The organism is Psychrilyobacter sp., from assembly GCF_049671765.1.
Taxonomy (GTDB): Bacteria; Fusobacteriota; Fusobacteriia; order Fusobacteriales; family Fusobacteriaceae; genus Psychrilyobacter.
Genome location: NZ_JBATVM010000234.1, coordinates 1 through 15,486, shown reverse-complemented (window position 1 = coordinate 15,486; position 15,486 = coordinate 1). Strand labels below are relative to the sequence as shown.

At 26.3% G+C, this 15,486-nt stretch carries 18 protein-coding genes; 5 read left to right on the top strand and 13 right to left on the bottom strand.

Features of this window, described 5'->3' with window-relative positions; translation table 11 throughout:
- Positions 1–176 precede the first annotated feature (176 nt).
- The 12 genes from WBG30_RS11260 to WBG30_RS11205 form a co-directional block, all read right to left on the bottom strand.
- Positions 177–461, bottom strand: coding sequence for a YciI family protein (locus tag WBG30_RS11260; protein WP_424504751.1), 285 nt, complete (start codon positions 459–461; stop codon positions 177–179).
- Positions 462–664: 203 nt separating this feature from the next.
- Complete coding sequence (locus WBG30_RS11255; protein ID WP_424504750.1) at positions 665–1,624, bottom strand: nucleotidyl transferase AbiEii/AbiGii toxin family protein; 960 nt, start codon at positions 1,622–1,624, stop codon at positions 665–667.
- Positions 1,624–2,340: a DUF6088 family protein gene (locus WBG30_RS11250; RefSeq protein ID WP_424504749.1), complete on the bottom strand. Its 717-nt coding sequence runs from the start codon at positions 2,338–2,340 to the stop codon at positions 1,624–1,626. The genes WBG30_RS11255 and WBG30_RS11250 overlap by 1 nt, the downstream gene beginning before the upstream one ends.
- 184 nt (positions 2,341–2,524) lie before the next feature.
- Complete coding sequence (locus WBG30_RS11245; RefSeq protein WP_424504748.1) at positions 2,525–2,665, bottom strand: hypothetical protein; 141 nt, start codon at positions 2,663–2,665, stop codon at positions 2,525–2,527.
- Between the two features lie 371 nt (positions 2,666–3,036).
- Positions 3,037–4,137: a hypothetical protein gene (locus tag WBG30_RS11240; RefSeq protein WP_424504747.1), complete on the bottom strand. Its 1,101-nt coding sequence runs from the start codon at positions 4,135–4,137 to the stop codon at positions 3,037–3,039.
- Positions 4,138–4,316: 179 nt separating this feature from the next.
- Positions 4,317–4,667, bottom strand: coding sequence for a hypothetical protein (locus WBG30_RS11235; protein WP_424504746.1), 351 nt, complete (start codon positions 4,665–4,667; stop codon positions 4,317–4,319).
- 45 nt (positions 4,668–4,712) lie between these two features.
- Positions 4,713–5,147 (bottom strand): hypothetical protein, encoded by a 435-nt coding sequence (locus WBG30_RS11230; RefSeq protein WP_424504745.1) that lies wholly within the window; start codon positions 5,145–5,147, stop codon positions 4,713–4,715.
- Positions 5,148–5,248: 101 nt separating this feature from the next.
- Positions 5,249–6,517, bottom strand: a complete 1,269-nt coding sequence (locus WBG30_RS11225) for a hypothetical protein (RefSeq protein ID WP_424504744.1) — start codon at positions 6,515–6,517, stop codon at positions 5,249–5,251.
- Positions 6,518–6,934: 417 nt separating this feature from the next.
- Positions 6,935–7,159: a hypothetical protein gene (locus tag WBG30_RS11220; protein WP_424504743.1), complete on the bottom strand. Its 225-nt coding sequence runs from the start codon at positions 7,157–7,159 to the stop codon at positions 6,935–6,937.
- Positions 7,160–7,216: 57 nt separating this feature from the next.
- Positions 7,217–8,110 carry a metal-dependent hydrolase gene (locus tag WBG30_RS11215; protein ID WP_424504742.1) on the bottom strand — a complete coding sequence of 298 codons (894 nt, stop codon included), beginning with the start codon at positions 8,108–8,110 and terminating at the stop codon, positions 7,217–7,219.
- A 108-nt stretch (positions 8,111–8,218) separates the two neighbouring features.
- Positions 8,219–8,983 carry an ATP-binding protein gene (locus WBG30_RS11210; protein WP_424504741.1) on the bottom strand — a complete coding sequence of 255 codons (765 nt, stop codon included), beginning with the start codon at positions 8,981–8,983 and terminating at the stop codon, positions 8,219–8,221.
- 93 nt (positions 8,984–9,076) lie between these two features.
- Positions 9,077–9,556, bottom strand: coding sequence for a hypothetical protein (locus tag WBG30_RS11205; RefSeq protein WP_424504740.1), 480 nt, complete (start codon positions 9,554–9,556; stop codon positions 9,077–9,079).
- Positions 9,557–10,270: 714 nt separating this feature from the next.
- On the opposite strand from WBG30_RS11205, the gene WBG30_RS11200 reads away from it, so the two are divergent.
- The 5 genes from WBG30_RS11200 (at position 10,271) to WBG30_RS11180 (ending at position 14,765) form a co-directional block, all read left to right on the top strand.
- On the top strand, positions 10,271–12,007 hold the full coding sequence (locus WBG30_RS11200; RefSeq protein ID WP_424504739.1) for a hypothetical protein: 1,737 nt from the start codon (positions 10,271–10,273) through the stop codon (positions 12,005–12,007).
- 198 nt (positions 12,008–12,205) lie between these two features.
- Positions 12,206–12,907 carry a ParA family protein gene (locus WBG30_RS11195; protein ID WP_424504738.1) on the top strand — a complete coding sequence of 234 codons (702 nt, stop codon included), beginning with the start codon at positions 12,206–12,208 and terminating at the stop codon, positions 12,905–12,907.
- A gap of 85 nt (positions 12,908–12,992) precedes the next feature.
- On the top strand, positions 12,993–13,697 hold the full coding sequence (locus WBG30_RS11190; RefSeq protein WP_424504737.1) for a hypothetical protein: 705 nt from the start codon (positions 12,993–12,995) through the stop codon (positions 13,695–13,697).
- Positions 13,698–13,818: 121 nt separating this feature from the next.
- A complete protein-coding gene (locus tag WBG30_RS11185; RefSeq protein WP_424504736.1) occupies positions 13,819–14,163 on the top strand; it encodes a four helix bundle protein in 345 nt (114 codons plus the stop codon).
- Between the two features lie 137 nt (positions 14,164–14,300).
- On the top strand, positions 14,301–14,765 hold the full coding sequence (locus WBG30_RS11180) for a thermonuclease family protein (protein ID WP_424504735.1): 465 nt from the start codon (positions 14,301–14,303) through the stop codon (positions 14,763–14,765).
- A 414-nt stretch (positions 14,766–15,179) separates the two neighbouring features.
- Here the strand turns inward: WBG30_RS11180 and WBG30_RS11175 are convergent, their stop codons facing one another.
- On the bottom strand, positions 15,180–15,437 hold the full coding sequence (locus WBG30_RS11175) for a Txe/YoeB family addiction module toxin (RefSeq protein ID WP_424504734.1): 258 nt from the start codon (positions 15,435–15,437) through the stop codon (positions 15,180–15,182).
- Positions 15,438–15,486 lie beyond the last annotated feature (49 nt).

The window sequence follows — 15,486 nt, the reverse complement described above, 5'->3', positions numbered from 1 at the left end:
AAAAGAGCCGTTTTAACAGCTCTCCTCTAGTAGTTAGGAATTGAATGTACACGTAATTCGGGATAGACCCATTTCCAATCCTAGCTTAAACCTAATTTTATTGTCATTTCTAATTAACAAAATGTACTTTCGTTAAGTAAGAAATCAAACAAAAAAAGACTCTTTAAGAGCCTTTTTTATAATAAATTTTCATAACCTTTTCCAACTTTAGTAGGCAAAAATTCTATTATATTATAAGTTGCTAAATCATTGATTTTAAAAGGATCTCTATCTAAAATCATCTCTAATTTAATTTTATTTTCTATATTTGAAATAATAATTCCTCCGTCCCTTGGATTTTTTCTTCCTGAAGTTATAAAAGTTCCTTTAATAAATTCCTCTTTAAGATAATCTATATGCGCTTCTAAATACTTGTCTATCATTTTTATATCTACTTTGTAAGTAATGTTAATAATGAACATTTTTAACTCCTTTTCTTATTTATTTTCTTATAATTTTGGTTTAAAGAATCTTAAACCTCCTCTTGACTCTATTTAAAGAATATATTATCGACACATAAAATGCAAATGAATTTTTAATGTTTTGTATATATTTTATGAGTGTATTTTAATTTTAAAAAAACACTAAAATAATGGTGTCTTTTTAAGCTTGATTCTAATTAAAATTATTTTCTATATTTTTCTTCCCAAATTTTTATTTTTTCTAACACAAGTGAGGTATCTTCCTTTATTTGGTTAAAATCAGGTAAAACACCGAAAACAAATTTGGAAAAATCATCATTATATGTTTTTTCCACAGTTTTTAATATATCTTCTTTATAAAATCTAGAATCACAATATGTTCTATCCTTTCTTTGTCCAAAAAAATCATTTTCAACAACAACTCTATTTGCAATTTCAAAAAAATCATTAGAATTAAAAAAATCTTGTACATCTTTATCATTATACAATTTAGAAATATCATATACATGTCTAATTTTATTCGATAAAGTTCTTTGATAGTCATCTTCAAATGAAAAATCTAATATCGCAAATATTTTTTCTACAAAGGTTCTTTTTTTATTCAATACATTTACACTAAAATGTTCTAACTCAAATTCTTTAACGGCATCTGAGTGACCAGTTTGAATTAAGTACTCAGATATATATGAATTTATTTCTTTTGGCTCCCAAGGTTCTGGAATAGACATTCCGTTAATTTCTAAAATTAATTCTTTACTTGCTTGGAAAAAATCATCTTTTTCACTAACTTTATCATAGGAATAAATAGTCTTTCTAATATTACCACTTTTACTTTCTCTTGGATGATCTTTATGATAAGTTAGTTCTGTAGTTAATGCCTGTTCAATTTTTTTCATTAATTTTTTCTTTTGTCCATCGGACCCTGAAAAATTAATTAGTTGTAAATCTATATCCTCTGAAAATCTTTCAATTATTCCATAGGCTTTGGATAAAGAAGTTCCACCTTTAAAAATAATTTGATTTTTATATTCTGATTCAGATAAGGTTTTTAAAATTAATGTTACCCAGTAGTCTTTTTCAACATATACTTCTGATATTTTAAAATGATCGGCAGCTAATTTAATTAGATCTTTAAAATCTTGTTTATTTTTGTGTAATTTCATTATTTTATATTCCACCTTTTTTTATTTTTTATTGAACTTATATTTATATCAAACTTTGTAAATTTATTTAAGGTATTTTCTAATTTATCTAATTTCAAATTAGAACTCTCTTCAAGAATAGCACCTGTTAATGCCCTTGTCATAGGAGAATAATTCATGACTAATTTTAAAATTTTTATTTGTTCATTTTCATTTAATTTTATTATATTATTTTTTAATATTTTATAACTTTCATTAATATCAGAGTCTGGAATTTTTTTTATGTTTTTGATAGTATCTAATAATTGTAAGGATTTAATGTTTTCTTTTTTTATAGGTACTATTGTTTGTACATATTTTATTTTACTCCCATTTATAGTTTTAAGAGGTTTTCTTTTATTTACGGCCACTTCTATTGTATTTGGAATTTGAGTAGTAAGACCAAGTTTATTATAGATAAACCCTCCTGTAATATAACCTTTCGTTTCTTTTTTTTCTTCTAATTCTTTTTTTATTATTTCTATAGTATTAGGGTTTAAATTTCCAAACCTTGTTGTTTTTGTTTTATAAAATACTCCTTTTTCTATTCTTTCAATCTTATTTTCCTTAACTAATCGACTTAATATTTTTGCTAAAGCAAGGCTGTTTTTAAATTGTTGTTCCAAGTCTTTGTATTTAAAGATTGTCCCATCTTTAAATTTATCTATTTTTTTTCTAACTTCGGTTGCAACTTTCATAGAGCTCACCTCCTAATTAATTTTAGTTTAATAAGTTAAAAAAGTCAAGTTTTTAGCGTTAAAAACTTGACTTTTTTATTAATATGTATCATAACTTTAAAAATTTCACTCGAAGCATTGAGTTAACTAATTATATCATAAAAATATTAGTTCATTTGAATTTAGGTAATTTATGAATTATCCCTTAATAATCATAGGATTTTTCAAATTCTGTTAATTCAATATAATCTCTATAAATTATGTATCCATAGACAGTAGATCCTGCCGCTGCTTTCCTCCAATTTTTTCCTGATTTAAAATAGACTGTTCCTTTTTTTAGTTTCATAGAAGCAGAAACTTTTATGGTCTCCTATTTATCTTTGGTAGGTGTTAATACTCTCTAACTTCGTTTCTAAGCAATTTTAGATTTTAATCATGTAAACCTTTAACATGATATTGATTATAGTCTTAAAAATCATAGTGGCACAATTAAAAAAAGACAAATAGATTTAGTTTATCTACTTGCCCTTCTTCGGATATTTAATATGAATGTTCCTATTGCTTATTTTGGAACTCTCACAATATTTTAATTTATTTTTCTCCATTTTTATAATTTCTTTTCTTTTGGATTTCTCCAGTTTGAGTCTGTCTCATATTTTATAGAAATTTTACATTAATTTTTAGAGTTTACACAAAACTTGCAACAGCCCTTTTTGATTATAGAATAACCATAAATCTCATTATAGTATTTTTATTTCCCATGACAGTTCTGTAAACATATGGATCAAGAGCTATTACCGTAACTTCAACTCTTCCGTGTCTATAATTATTATTTGGGTATACTATGTCTGTGTTAGCAAAATCTACTCTTACTATTTCGTCTCTTATTTTATAAAGTGCTGATTTTTTGTTTATTATCTGTATTGGTTTTCCTAATTTTATAGTGGTTGCTTGACCTTTTATAGTATAAGGGTTTTTATTCCTTATATCTCCAATATCTCCATCATATAATGTTTTTAATTTAGTATATTTAAATATTCTGTCTACATATTTATCTACTGTCGTACCACTCTTTATTCCTGCTCTAAATACATCTGGGTTTAGATTTTTATATCTTTTTTGCCCTTCAATGCTTTTCCCATTACCATTTCTGTAATAATTTGCTTCAGTTCTGCTATAACCCATCTTAGTGTATTTCAGTATTTCTTTTTCAATTTTTTCGATAATTCTCTTATTTTCTTTAACTTTTTCTAAATATCTATTTAATTTACTTATATTCACTAAGAAGTATGTTTTATTTTTATCTTTGCTTTTAGGTTTTATACCATAAAATATTTTATACTCATCACTGTCTCTTCGCAAACCAATAGAATAATTAATGCTGTCTTTATTTCTGGAATAACTGTTTTCATATTTTTTTACTAGTATTCTAAATGAAGACTTCCCACCATTTTTATTAACAGTATCGATATTATAATTAGTATATACGAGGTCACCTTCAATAACGTCTTTTAAAGTTTCGTCAGATATCATATATTTTCGTTTTTTACTTTCTCCAAAGAACTCTACTTCTACAGGGTCGCTAAATGTAGTGTAAGTATAGTTAAGTTTCGATAATCTTGATTTTGTATTATGATAGATGTGATCTCCAAAGTAGTCAAGGCTATAGTAAACACCTTTTAAATCAATATTTTCATTGCTGGTAGTCAAAGATGATCTAACATTATTTTTACTAATATTTTCACCTTCTTTTATTTCTATTTTAGAACAATTAACTAACAATAAACTAATGACAATTATAAATAATATTTTCTTCATAAACCATTCTCCCTTTTTTAAATTTCCTTTATTTTTAATTTATTAAGATTATTTCTCATTTAATCCAATAAAGCCATCAACATTAGCATCCTTTATATTTACTTCTTGTTCATCTCTTGGAATAGTAGAGTCATATAAAGCATCTATTGCAATTTGTTTTCTAAAGTCTATTCTTTCCTTTAACCATTTTTTTGAGAACTTTTTAATTTATTTTTTTTATTTTTTGTTTTTAAATTTTTCATATAGTTACTATAAACAGCTTTTAATAACTCCTCTGATTGTTTATTGAATTCTTCCTGATATCCTATTCTTAATATACCCTCGTTATAAAACTTAATACTTTCATTATCAATTTCTTTTTTTAAAGAATTTAATTTTTTCTCCATTTCTTTTTTCGATAGATTAGAATCTTTTAACTCAACTACTACAACCTGATCTCCTCTATTTAATATCCCGGTAGTTACATTTTCTTCGGCTGCATATCCTATTAAATTAATAAATGTTATTAGTATTAAAACTATTTTTTTCATAAATACTTCTCCCCTGACTATTTTAACTTAAAATACACAGCGTCTTTATATAAAGTAATATATTATATATAGATTAAATATCATCGATATTATAAGCACTATTTTCAATTTCATTATAAAACTCATAAAAAATCCAAGTCTTAAAAAGTAAAATGTTGCCGTTAATACACCCATAATTAAAGAACCTAAATAACCATAGTTGCTATTGGTTAATCTATCCAGAATAAACCAACCTAAAAGTATAATTAAACAAGCATATGATAGCGAATATTCATTTCTAGCTTTTTTATCATAACGTTTAAAATTTTCTGCTGTAGCCCAATGATTAAAAAGCATTCCTGTCAATTGTATTGGTGATAAAGAAAACCACATTAATCCAGAAACAAATAAAGGTAAAAAATCATGAATACTTATATTTTTTCTAATTAATATAACTCCCCCTATTGTAGATATTACACATAATACTACCCAAATTAACATTTTATCACTCCTTTTTTAAATTTTTTATTCTATTCTTTTTTTATAAAAAAAACTTATACACTTCCTAAATTTTTTTAACTCTTCCCACTTAAAAGTCTACGTCAAAATAAATCTTTTTCAAATTTTTTCCATTCTTTAATATTTTTTTCAAGCTTTGAAGTAATAAAATCTTTTAATAATTTACCTTTATTTTTTTCAGAACACTCTTTAGTTATATTTAAAAATATATCTAAAAAAACTTCCTCAGTGACCTCTTTACGATAAATAACATGACGATACCTAACCTCTTCTACAAATTTTAAATAATCGTTTTCATTATTTATTACATTTGATTTTTTTAAAAATAAAATTTTCTTCCAATGTTTTTTATCCTCTCCTTTTATTACTGCTTTTATTATTTTGGATTTTATTCTTATTGAATGATACCCTATAAATAATCCAAATATTAAAAATATCGATAACATTATCTTTCTCATTAATTTTTCATTTAGTTTTTTGTCTTTGAAATTTGCTTTTTCTTCGATTTTTTGATTTTCATATTGGATAATTGATCCTCTGTCTAGTATCCCATCTTTATAGTTTCCCTTATATTCTATTTCTCCATTCTTATAATAGGTAATTGCTTCTCCATCTAGCTTTCCATTTTTATAACTTGCTTTTGATTTAATTTCTCCACTTTCATAATAGGTAATAGATTCTCCTGTATATAGGTTTTCTATTTCTTCATAATTAGTTTCATCTTTATCTTGTAATTGATTTGGATTAATAGATTTTTTCTCTAATGATATATTTTCAAAGTTTTCTTTATATTCAATATCACCATTGTAATCGTACTTAATCCATTCACCAAAAGGTTCTCCCTCTTTATAACTTCCTTTTGCTGCTATTTTATTATTAGAATCATAAAAAATCCATTCTCCTTCTTTTTTTTCATTTTTATAATTTCCTTCTGAATAGATTTGATCTTCTCCATAAAAAGGACTTTCTGTTTTTCCAGTCTTTTCTACTTCGATTTCTCCTATTCTTCCATAGTTAAGCCTTAACATACTATAATCTATTGGATTGTCATAATCAGGGTTATAGTTATATCCTTTAACTAATAAATCTCCTATTTTATAATTTTTTCTTCGATCAATTTCCCCATTTTCATCATAAAAAATCCATTCACCATCTTTTTTTCCATTTTTATAATTTCTTTTAAGTTTAATTTGTCCAGTTTCGTAATAACTAATAACTGTTCCTGTGTATGGAGTTTCTTTATTTATTTCATAATATATCCCGTTTTTATTTTGTAATTGGTCAAAATTAATTGTTTTTCCATAACTCATTAAACTAATGCTAAACAGTAGTATTAATAATATTTTTTTCATTATCTTTCTCCTTCTTTTAATTATTTTTTAAGTTTTATTCAAGATTAATCTTATCTTTAAATTTTGAAGAAGTCAATTTTTTAAATAGAATATGAAAAGTTAGTAAATTAACAAATAATTTCTTGTACAGTTATTTGATACTATTTAAATTTTTGTTTGTAGCCCTGGTATTTTTATTGGGTTTCAGATTGTCCGAGGTAGTTAAAATACTTTAAATCTGTTCAATCCCAATAATATCAGTAGGTGACGTGCAATTTAATTCCTTTTATATTTACTTTTGTTACTTCTATTAATTTTTAATTTTTCATAATATATTAAAAAAGGACTTCTAAATTTAGAAGTCCTTTTTCACTCGAAGCATTAAGTTAACTAATTATATCATAAAAATATTAGTTCATTTGAATTTCGAATTTTTAGTTATTCTCCTAGAGAATCTTCTAAAATATTTATCTCTATTAGCTGTATTTTTTTCAATAATTTTTTCAACAGATCATTATATTCAAGGATATTAAGAGTATCAATTTTTAGTTTATTTTTATCCATTTCAACCTCTAACAATGTTCTAATTACTTTTACTTCTGTTAAATCTACTTTTAATTTTGCTGTGTATTCCATTGTGATCACCCCAATTTTTATTTTCATAGGTAATATATATCATTTAATCTATTTTCCTTTGGATAATTCATAAATTATTCATCCTTAATAATCATATGATTTTTCAAATTCTGTTAATTCAATATAATCTCTATAAATTATATATCCATAAACAGTAGATCCTGCCGCTGCTTTCCTCCAATTTTTCCCTGATTTAAAATAGACTGTCCCTTTTTTTAATTTCATAGGAACCGAAACCTTTATAGTCTCCCACTTATCTTTCGTGGGTTTTAGGACTGCCTTTAAAAATTCTGCGTCTTGGTAGATCTTTATCAATTCATCTGTACTTTCATCTAAAATGGTCAATTCCATATATCTAGAATTTTTTCCTATAACTAACCATCTTCCTTCTTTTATGTATCCATTGGGAAACCTTAATTTACCTTCGATATAAGATATATTAAGACCTTTTTTCAGATAATTTTCATATGCCATATTATAGGATGCCATAGTGGTTTGGATAATAATTCTAGCTCCTCCTAATTTATTGACATGTCCCATCATTAAGCTCATAAATAAAAAAATGACTATCAATATCAACTCTGACCGAGATCCTGATCTGATTCTATAATTTCTACCTGCCAGAACAAAAAGTTTCTCTGAAAATGGATTGAATAACATAACCCCTGAAACATTCCAGGAATCTAAAACTAAATGAGAGATTGCTCCCATTGTTATAAAAAATAAGGGCTTATAAAAATATAGACCTATTAAATTGAGTGGTACCCATAAAAGTAGGGAATGGGTTAAGGTTCTGTGCCCTACTTTTTTATTTAAATAGATTGAGATAGGAGAAAATATCATCCCAACTGTGCTTCTGGGATGATCTATATCAGGTAGGAGAGATCCTATCCCTACCAAAGCTATAGTTGTGGTGGATTCAGCTCCTAGCATGAGGCTAGTGGCTACTGCGAAGGTAATGTGGGTAAGGGCTATCATAGTAATCACCTCCTTTTGAAAACAAGTAGAAAGTAGCAGGTAGTAAGTAGTAAGTTTAAAAAAAATACTCACTACTTGCTACTTCATACTTACTACTTTACGAAAAATCTATTTTCTCGTAAGTAATCGGATGAAATATCTGAGGAAATAAGCTACCCCCATTAGGAGACCACCCATTAGGTAGAGATCTTTATCTCCTAATCCTCTGGCAATATATCTGAAAATCATAATTCCGGCTATAAGTAAGAATAAAACTGGTGCTATATTTATCTCTTCACCTTCTACCCTATCATCATCATATCTCAGAGCCTCACCACGGGCTATTGCCCACGCTCTCCCTGGAATTCCTCTACCTTGAATTACTAAGTCTGTAAGAGGAACTATGGTTCCTGTATGAGATATACAGTTTTCTGCTAATTCTTTTCTAAAAATCTTTTTTATTGGATGTACTATTAATTTTTGTTTCCCCCACACTATTGTTTTAATATGTTCTTTGAAAGGTTCTAATCCTGCCATATAAAAGGTCCAAAGTTCATTAAGTGCTTTGAAAAACACCGCTTCTTTTTGGGTCATCCTATCTATATCATCTATAAAGATCATTAATTTTTTTCCTGTAATGATCTTATTTTCTAACTCATCATTATGAAGCTTTCCAACTATCTCACCTTGAGCTTTGACTATTTGTTTTAAAATAAGGCTGAAGGAGTTGGAGCAAGAAACAAATACTTTCCCAGTATGGTTGAGACTTTCATAACTCCATTTTAGGAGTTCACTTTTCCCAATTCCTCTCTGACCAACTAAAATAAAGGGTCTGTGGGATTTTAAGCGAGGATTTATTTCTTTTTGTAATAGGTTATCGCGACCGACTAGCATAAGGTAACACCTCCCTGAAAAATAATTAAGTAGAAAGTAGTAGGTAGCAAGTAAAAAACTTACTACTCACTACTTCATACTTGCTACTTGGGTCTATTGCAGCATAGTTTCTATTTTTCTTTCTATAGATTCTATTGTTAGATGTAGGTCTAGAAGTTCTTCCTCTGTTTGGAAATAAGACTTTATATCACTGGCTCCGTTATCTCCCATAAAAGCTTGGAGAGCTTCTTTTTTATCTTTTAAAAGTAAGAGTAATTTTCTGTTTTTCTTTAAGTTACTTATGAGATCTGATCCATCCTGAAGATATTTTATTTTTGAATTTCTCCGACTAATCTTTTGTTGTTTTGAATAGATAGGAATAGAAAAACCTACTCCAGATCTAAATTCTGAGTCTGAATTATCATAGTAGTTACCAACATTTACAGTGAGTGCTAAATCTAACCCTCCATATATTTGATCAGCTCTTTTATTTAAAGCTGTCCAATATTCTTCTGAGGTCATAGAGAAAAGACAAACAGTAAGTAGCAGGTAGAAGATAGTAAGTAAAAGATGGAAAATATTAAATTTCAACATAAAAATCACCTCCTAAACTTCTATTTTTAAAATAAAAAAATATTTATGTAAAGCTAGATAATATCTAGAAAATAATAGATAATTTAAAACTTCCTCAAAATTACTTTTAACAAAAGTTGTTTTTATATTTATTTTTAATATTCCACAAAAATCAAATTTTCATTTAATAAAAGTTGTTTTTTTACTTTATATAATTAACAAAAGTTGCTTTAATTTAGTAGAATCACTGGTTTAATTGGCTTAAATAACATTTTAAAAGTAAAAAAATAAAAAGAAAATATTAAAAAATCTCTGAATTCAAATTTCCAAAAGTTGCTTTTTCATATATAAATTAGCTATTTAAAGCTTTTTAATAAAGATTTCCCTTTAAATTTCTATTTATGACTAGATTAATAATCAAATATCATTTCTAAAAGTTGCTTTTTTCTTTTTTATATCTTATACTTTATAAGTATATGGAATGTAGTTTCTAAAAGTTGCTTTTTCTTTTAATTTCTAAAAGTTTTCAAAATAGAGTTTCCAAAAGTTGTTTATAAGTTTCCAAAAGTTGCACATAGATTTCCAAAAGTTGCTTTAGAATTAACAAAAGTTGCACATAGGTTTCTAAAAGTTGCTTTTGAGGTAATCTAGCCCTAATTTTTAAAGGCTAAAAGGGTCGGAAAACTATAAAACTTAAAAACTATAAAACTACAAACAGAAGGTAGGAGTTATTTTATGAAAAATAATAAAAAAGAAAATATATTTAACCAACATTCAGCTTTAACAACTTTTAAAGTTAAAGATGGAAAATATTATAAAATTGGCGTCGAGAAAAGTATCTTTGCATTATTATTAAAATCTCAATATGAATTAAAAGAAGAATTTAAAAAATTATTCTTAACAACTCTAAATCAAATAGGAATTGCGAAAGAAAATCATGAAAATGTTTTAGAGATTGCTTTTACAAATAAAAAAGATTTTAACATAAGTACAGAAATTTTAAATTCAGAGTCATTAAAAACAGTGAGTAAAACTATAATTGATTTTAAAGTAGATCAATTGAAAAAAAGAACCAGTGATGAAAGAATTATTAAATTAAAAACTGCTGATATAAAAAATCTATCTTTAAATAATTTAGATAATGATAAAATAAATGATATCAAATTAAATCAAATTATATTAGAAATCAAAGATTATTGTAAAGATATTGCAGTAAAAAATCAACTAGATCAAAAAGAAATAGATTTTACTATATTGGCCAATTCAATAGGAACAAATAGTACTAAACTTAAAAAAAATATTGTACAAGCAAGTAAAACTGTTTTACAATTTAATTATATTAATAAAAAAAATATAGAAATAGATATTGTAACTAGTCTTTTAGCATCAGCAAGATTTGAAATTGATAAAAAGAAAAAAACAACCTGGTTTACTTATCAGATACCAAAAGAAATTTTAGAATTACTTCTGATACCAAAAGTATATGTTCCTTTAGAAGGGGTAGTAGTAAATAAACTTAATGGAGTATATACTTTAAGGATGTATTCTTTATTGAAAGATCATTTAAAAAGAGGAACTATAGAATTGACTAAAGAAGAAATGTTTGAATTCTTTGCACTGCCTAAATCCTATTTAAATAAAACTAATCTTATAAATAAATTTTTAAAACCGACTTTAGAAGAAGTAGAAAAAGTATCTGGAATAGCAACAGAATATGAATTTGTTCCGAAAAATAGATATAAAAAAGTAGTTTTTAAACATAAATTAGAAAGAAAAGTTAAAACAGAGGCTCCAACTATCGTGGAAAAAGGAGAAAAAATAGAAAAAGTTAAAGGTAATGAAAAAATATTGAAAAAAATAGAAAAAGCTAAGAGAAATATATATATATCTAAGTCTTGGAATAAGAGAACAGATAATAAAATAAAAAGAATTCTTAAAGAAGATGGAGAGGAATATGCTATTTTTATATTGGATGCTCTCTACAGTAATTTAAAAAAAGAAATACAGACAACTCTGGTACAGTATATAAATGGAATTATTAAAAATAATCCTAAAAATGAAGTGGTAGAAGAGCAGACAGAAGTAAAGAGTAAGAAGGAAGAAGTAAGAAGTGAAAATCTAAAAATAAATAAAGAACAGAAAAGTTTATTTGGAGATATATTAGATGCTGAAATAGTAGAAAATAGTAAGGAGCAAGTAGTAAGTAAAAAACAAGGAATAAATAGCACGGATGAGGTAGAAACTGAAAAAGAACTTAAAGAAGAAGAAATCAGTGAAATAACTAAGAATTTTATTTGGGGGATGTTTGAGAAAATAAAAAAAGAGGAACAAGAAAGGTATAAAAAAGCAGCTGTCGAATTATTTTTGGAAGAAGTTGGGAAAGAAAAATTAGATAAACTTCATACAACAATATATAAACATGCAGAAAGAGAATATATTATAAAAGTTATGGAAAAAGAGATGAAGGGTTAGAATAACTAAGTAAGAAGTAAGAAGTAAGAAGTAAATAAGATTTGTACAAAGTAATAATGATTTTATTTCTAAATTAAGTATTTTTTTAAAAGAGGATTATTTAAGTAAAGAAGAAGCTGAATCGTTGTTGAAATATTTAAATGAAATAATAAGTCTATTGGTTGTAACAGTGAAAAAAAGAAAACAGTAGGAGGGGAAATGGGGAAAATTATAACTATTAAAAATAATAAAGGAGGAGTAGGAAAATCTACTCTCTCTAAAAACATAGCTCATGGTTTGGCATTATTAGAAAACAAAGTAGCACTTATTACAACAGATTCTCAAAATGATAGTTTAATTTTATTAGGTGGATGGTTTGAAGGTGGAAAAGGATTAAAACACCATATTCAAACTGGTAATGATGTAACTATTAAAGTAAGGGAAAATTTGGATTATATTCCTGTGGAAACAGATATTTTTGGAAATAATCTGAAAAAGAAAATAGTAAAAGCTTTTGAAATATTTAGAGAAAATTATGATTATATAATTGTAGATTCAGCTCCTGTATTTAATGTACTCAACGAAACTATATTAACAATTACAGATGAAATAATAGTTCCTACTAAGCTAGATAAACTAAGTATAGCAGGGATTATGAGATTGATTAATAAGATAGAAGGGGAAAAAATCTCTGTGGTAGTTCCTAATTTAGTAAGGAATACAAAACTTAATAAGATGTATAATGAGGAATTAGAGGAACTTTTGGGAGAAACAGGAGTGTTATTATCAGCTCCAATTCATGAAAGTGTAATAGAAGAAACTCTTTCTGAAAAAGGGAAAACTATATTTGAAACTGCTTCTAAAAAAGCTGAGAAGATGCAAGAAGTATATGGAGAAATCATAGGAAATATAATTAAATAGCAAGAAATAAAAAAAAGTAGTAGATAGTAAGTAGTAAGTAAGTAAGTAGTAAGAAAAAAGTAGTAAGTAGCAAGTAGGAGGGAAAATGGCAAAGACTAATATAAATGTTTTGAATAAATTAAAAGGGCAAAGTAAGAAGCTAAAAGCTAAAGAAATAGTGAAAGAAGAAGTAAAAAGTAAGGGAGATGAAGTAAAAAATATAACTCAAGAAGAAAGAGGATTGATTCTTAAAAATTATTCTTTGGATTTAGATGTAGAAGGTCAAACTAAAAGTTTTTTGGAAGACCAGACTATAAAGATCCATGGAATATCTACGAAGATGTATAATGAATTAGGAGAGATATTTTTTGAAACTCAGAAAAAACTTAGTAATAATAAAAATGGTGTTTTTGAAAAATGGTATATTCAATTAGGATTTAAAAAAATGCCTGTTTATAGGTTGATAAATAGATGGAATTATATCGTCACAAAATGGGACAATAAAAATTTAATAGAAAATTTGCCTATTAGTCTAAGCTATGAAGTAAGTAATCCAAATTGTCCTGAAGAACTCTCAGCAAAAGTTTTGAGTGGTGAAATAACAACATTGAAAGAATTTAAAGCAGAGAAATATTTGTTAGAGGATGTAGAAACACCTCCTATGCTCTTAGAAACATTTGAATATACGGATTTCAGTGAAAGGTATAAAGCAATATCTAAAGTGGCTAGTAAACGATTTGAGGAGCTGTCAGAAAGTAAGAAGATGAGAGTAGAAAAGATATTGGAACAATTGGAGAAGGTACTTAATTGAGTAGTGAAGAACAAGTAGTAAGTAGTAGGTAATAAGTAGCAAGTAGTAAGTAGCAAGTAGTAAGTAGTGGGTAGTAAGTAGCAAGTAGTAAAAAAATAAAAGTGAGTCAGGGAGGGGAATTATGAAAGATGATATTAAGGAGATAAAATCATTTGAATTCGCCAAAAGAATTATTAAACTCTATAAATACTTAACTACTGAAAAAAAAGAATATATTTTGTCTAAACAGCTGCTTAGAAGTGGAACAAGTATAGGAGCTAATATTAGAGAGGCAAAATATGGAGTGAGCAGAGGTGATTATCATAATAAATTGATGATTGCGTTAAAAGAAGCCAATGAAAGCCAATACTGGATAGATTTATTAGAAGAAGAGTATTTAACGAAAGAAGAAGTTAGATCACTACAAGAAGATATAAAAGAATTAATAAAAATATTGGTCAGTATAACTAAAAAAACTAAAGAATAAAAAGTAAGGGAAGATGGAAATTAAAGTTCTGTTTTCCTTTTTTATTATTTAGGAAATTATACTAGTAAGGGAGACATAAATATGATTTTATCTAAAAAGTAGATAAGAGAGAAAGTAAAAAAAAGGGAGGCGATCTTATGAAAAAGATATTATTAATTTTCTTATTACTAGGAACTTTGGTATTTGGAGAAATATTAGTTGGGAAAGTAATTAAAGTATATGATGGAGATACTATTACTATTTTGGTAGATGGAAAAAAAGAAAAAATTAGATTTTTTGGAATAGATGCACCAGAAATGAAACAAAATTATGGTGTTGAATCTAGAAATTTTGTAAGAAGTAAAATTATGGGTAAAAAAGTAAAAGTAAAGATAGTTAATACTGATAAATATGGTCGAAAAGTAGGAAAGATTTATTATAGTAATAATAGATATCTAAACCTTGAATGTGTAAAAACAGGTAACGCTTGGTGGTATGAATATTATGCTAAAAAAGAGTATGATTTGAAATTAGCACAAGAACAGGCTAGGAGATCAAGGAAGGGTTTGTGGAGAGAGAAGAATCCAGTGAATCCATATAAGTGGAGGAAAAATAAAAAGTAGAGGAGAATTTTCCTCTACTTTTTTTAGTTATATCTAATTTTAAATGTGAATAATTAATCAAAGAAAGTTCTAAGGGTGTCACCCTTAAGGGACTCCATTTCTTTTCATGAGCAAAAGAAATAGAGGAAAGAAAAGCTCACTTTTTCTAAATGATGTTATATGAGCGAGTCCATAGATCCCCGTTTCTTAGTGAGATGCCTGACGGGCATAATAGGTCCGACGAAACTCGTAACACATCTACTGAGAAGTAGAGTAACATCTAGAAAAAGACTAAATTAAAAAAATAAAGACCTTATCGTTGTTGTAGTAACAGAGGGTTGAAGCTTAACGACTATAAACTTCAAAATTAAAAAAACTAAGAAAAACAATTGGAAATTAAAAAAATTCTCTAGTAAAATTTAGAGAATTTTTTTATTAATCATAGTGATATCTGCATTGTAGTATAACTATTTTATTATCTTCAACTATATAAACTATTCTATGCTCTATGTCTAATCTTCTTGACCAGAGACCTTTTAAATTATTTTTCAGAGGTTCAGGTTTCCCTATTCCTTGAAAAGGAGTTCTAATTATATTTTCTATTAGTTTAATTAATCTTTTAAACTTTTTTTTATCATTGATAGCCCAGTAATTATAATCTTCTAATCCATTTGTTGTAAACTCTATTCTCATTACTTTTCACCATTTAATTCATCTAATGTAAAACTAGTAGTCTTTCCAT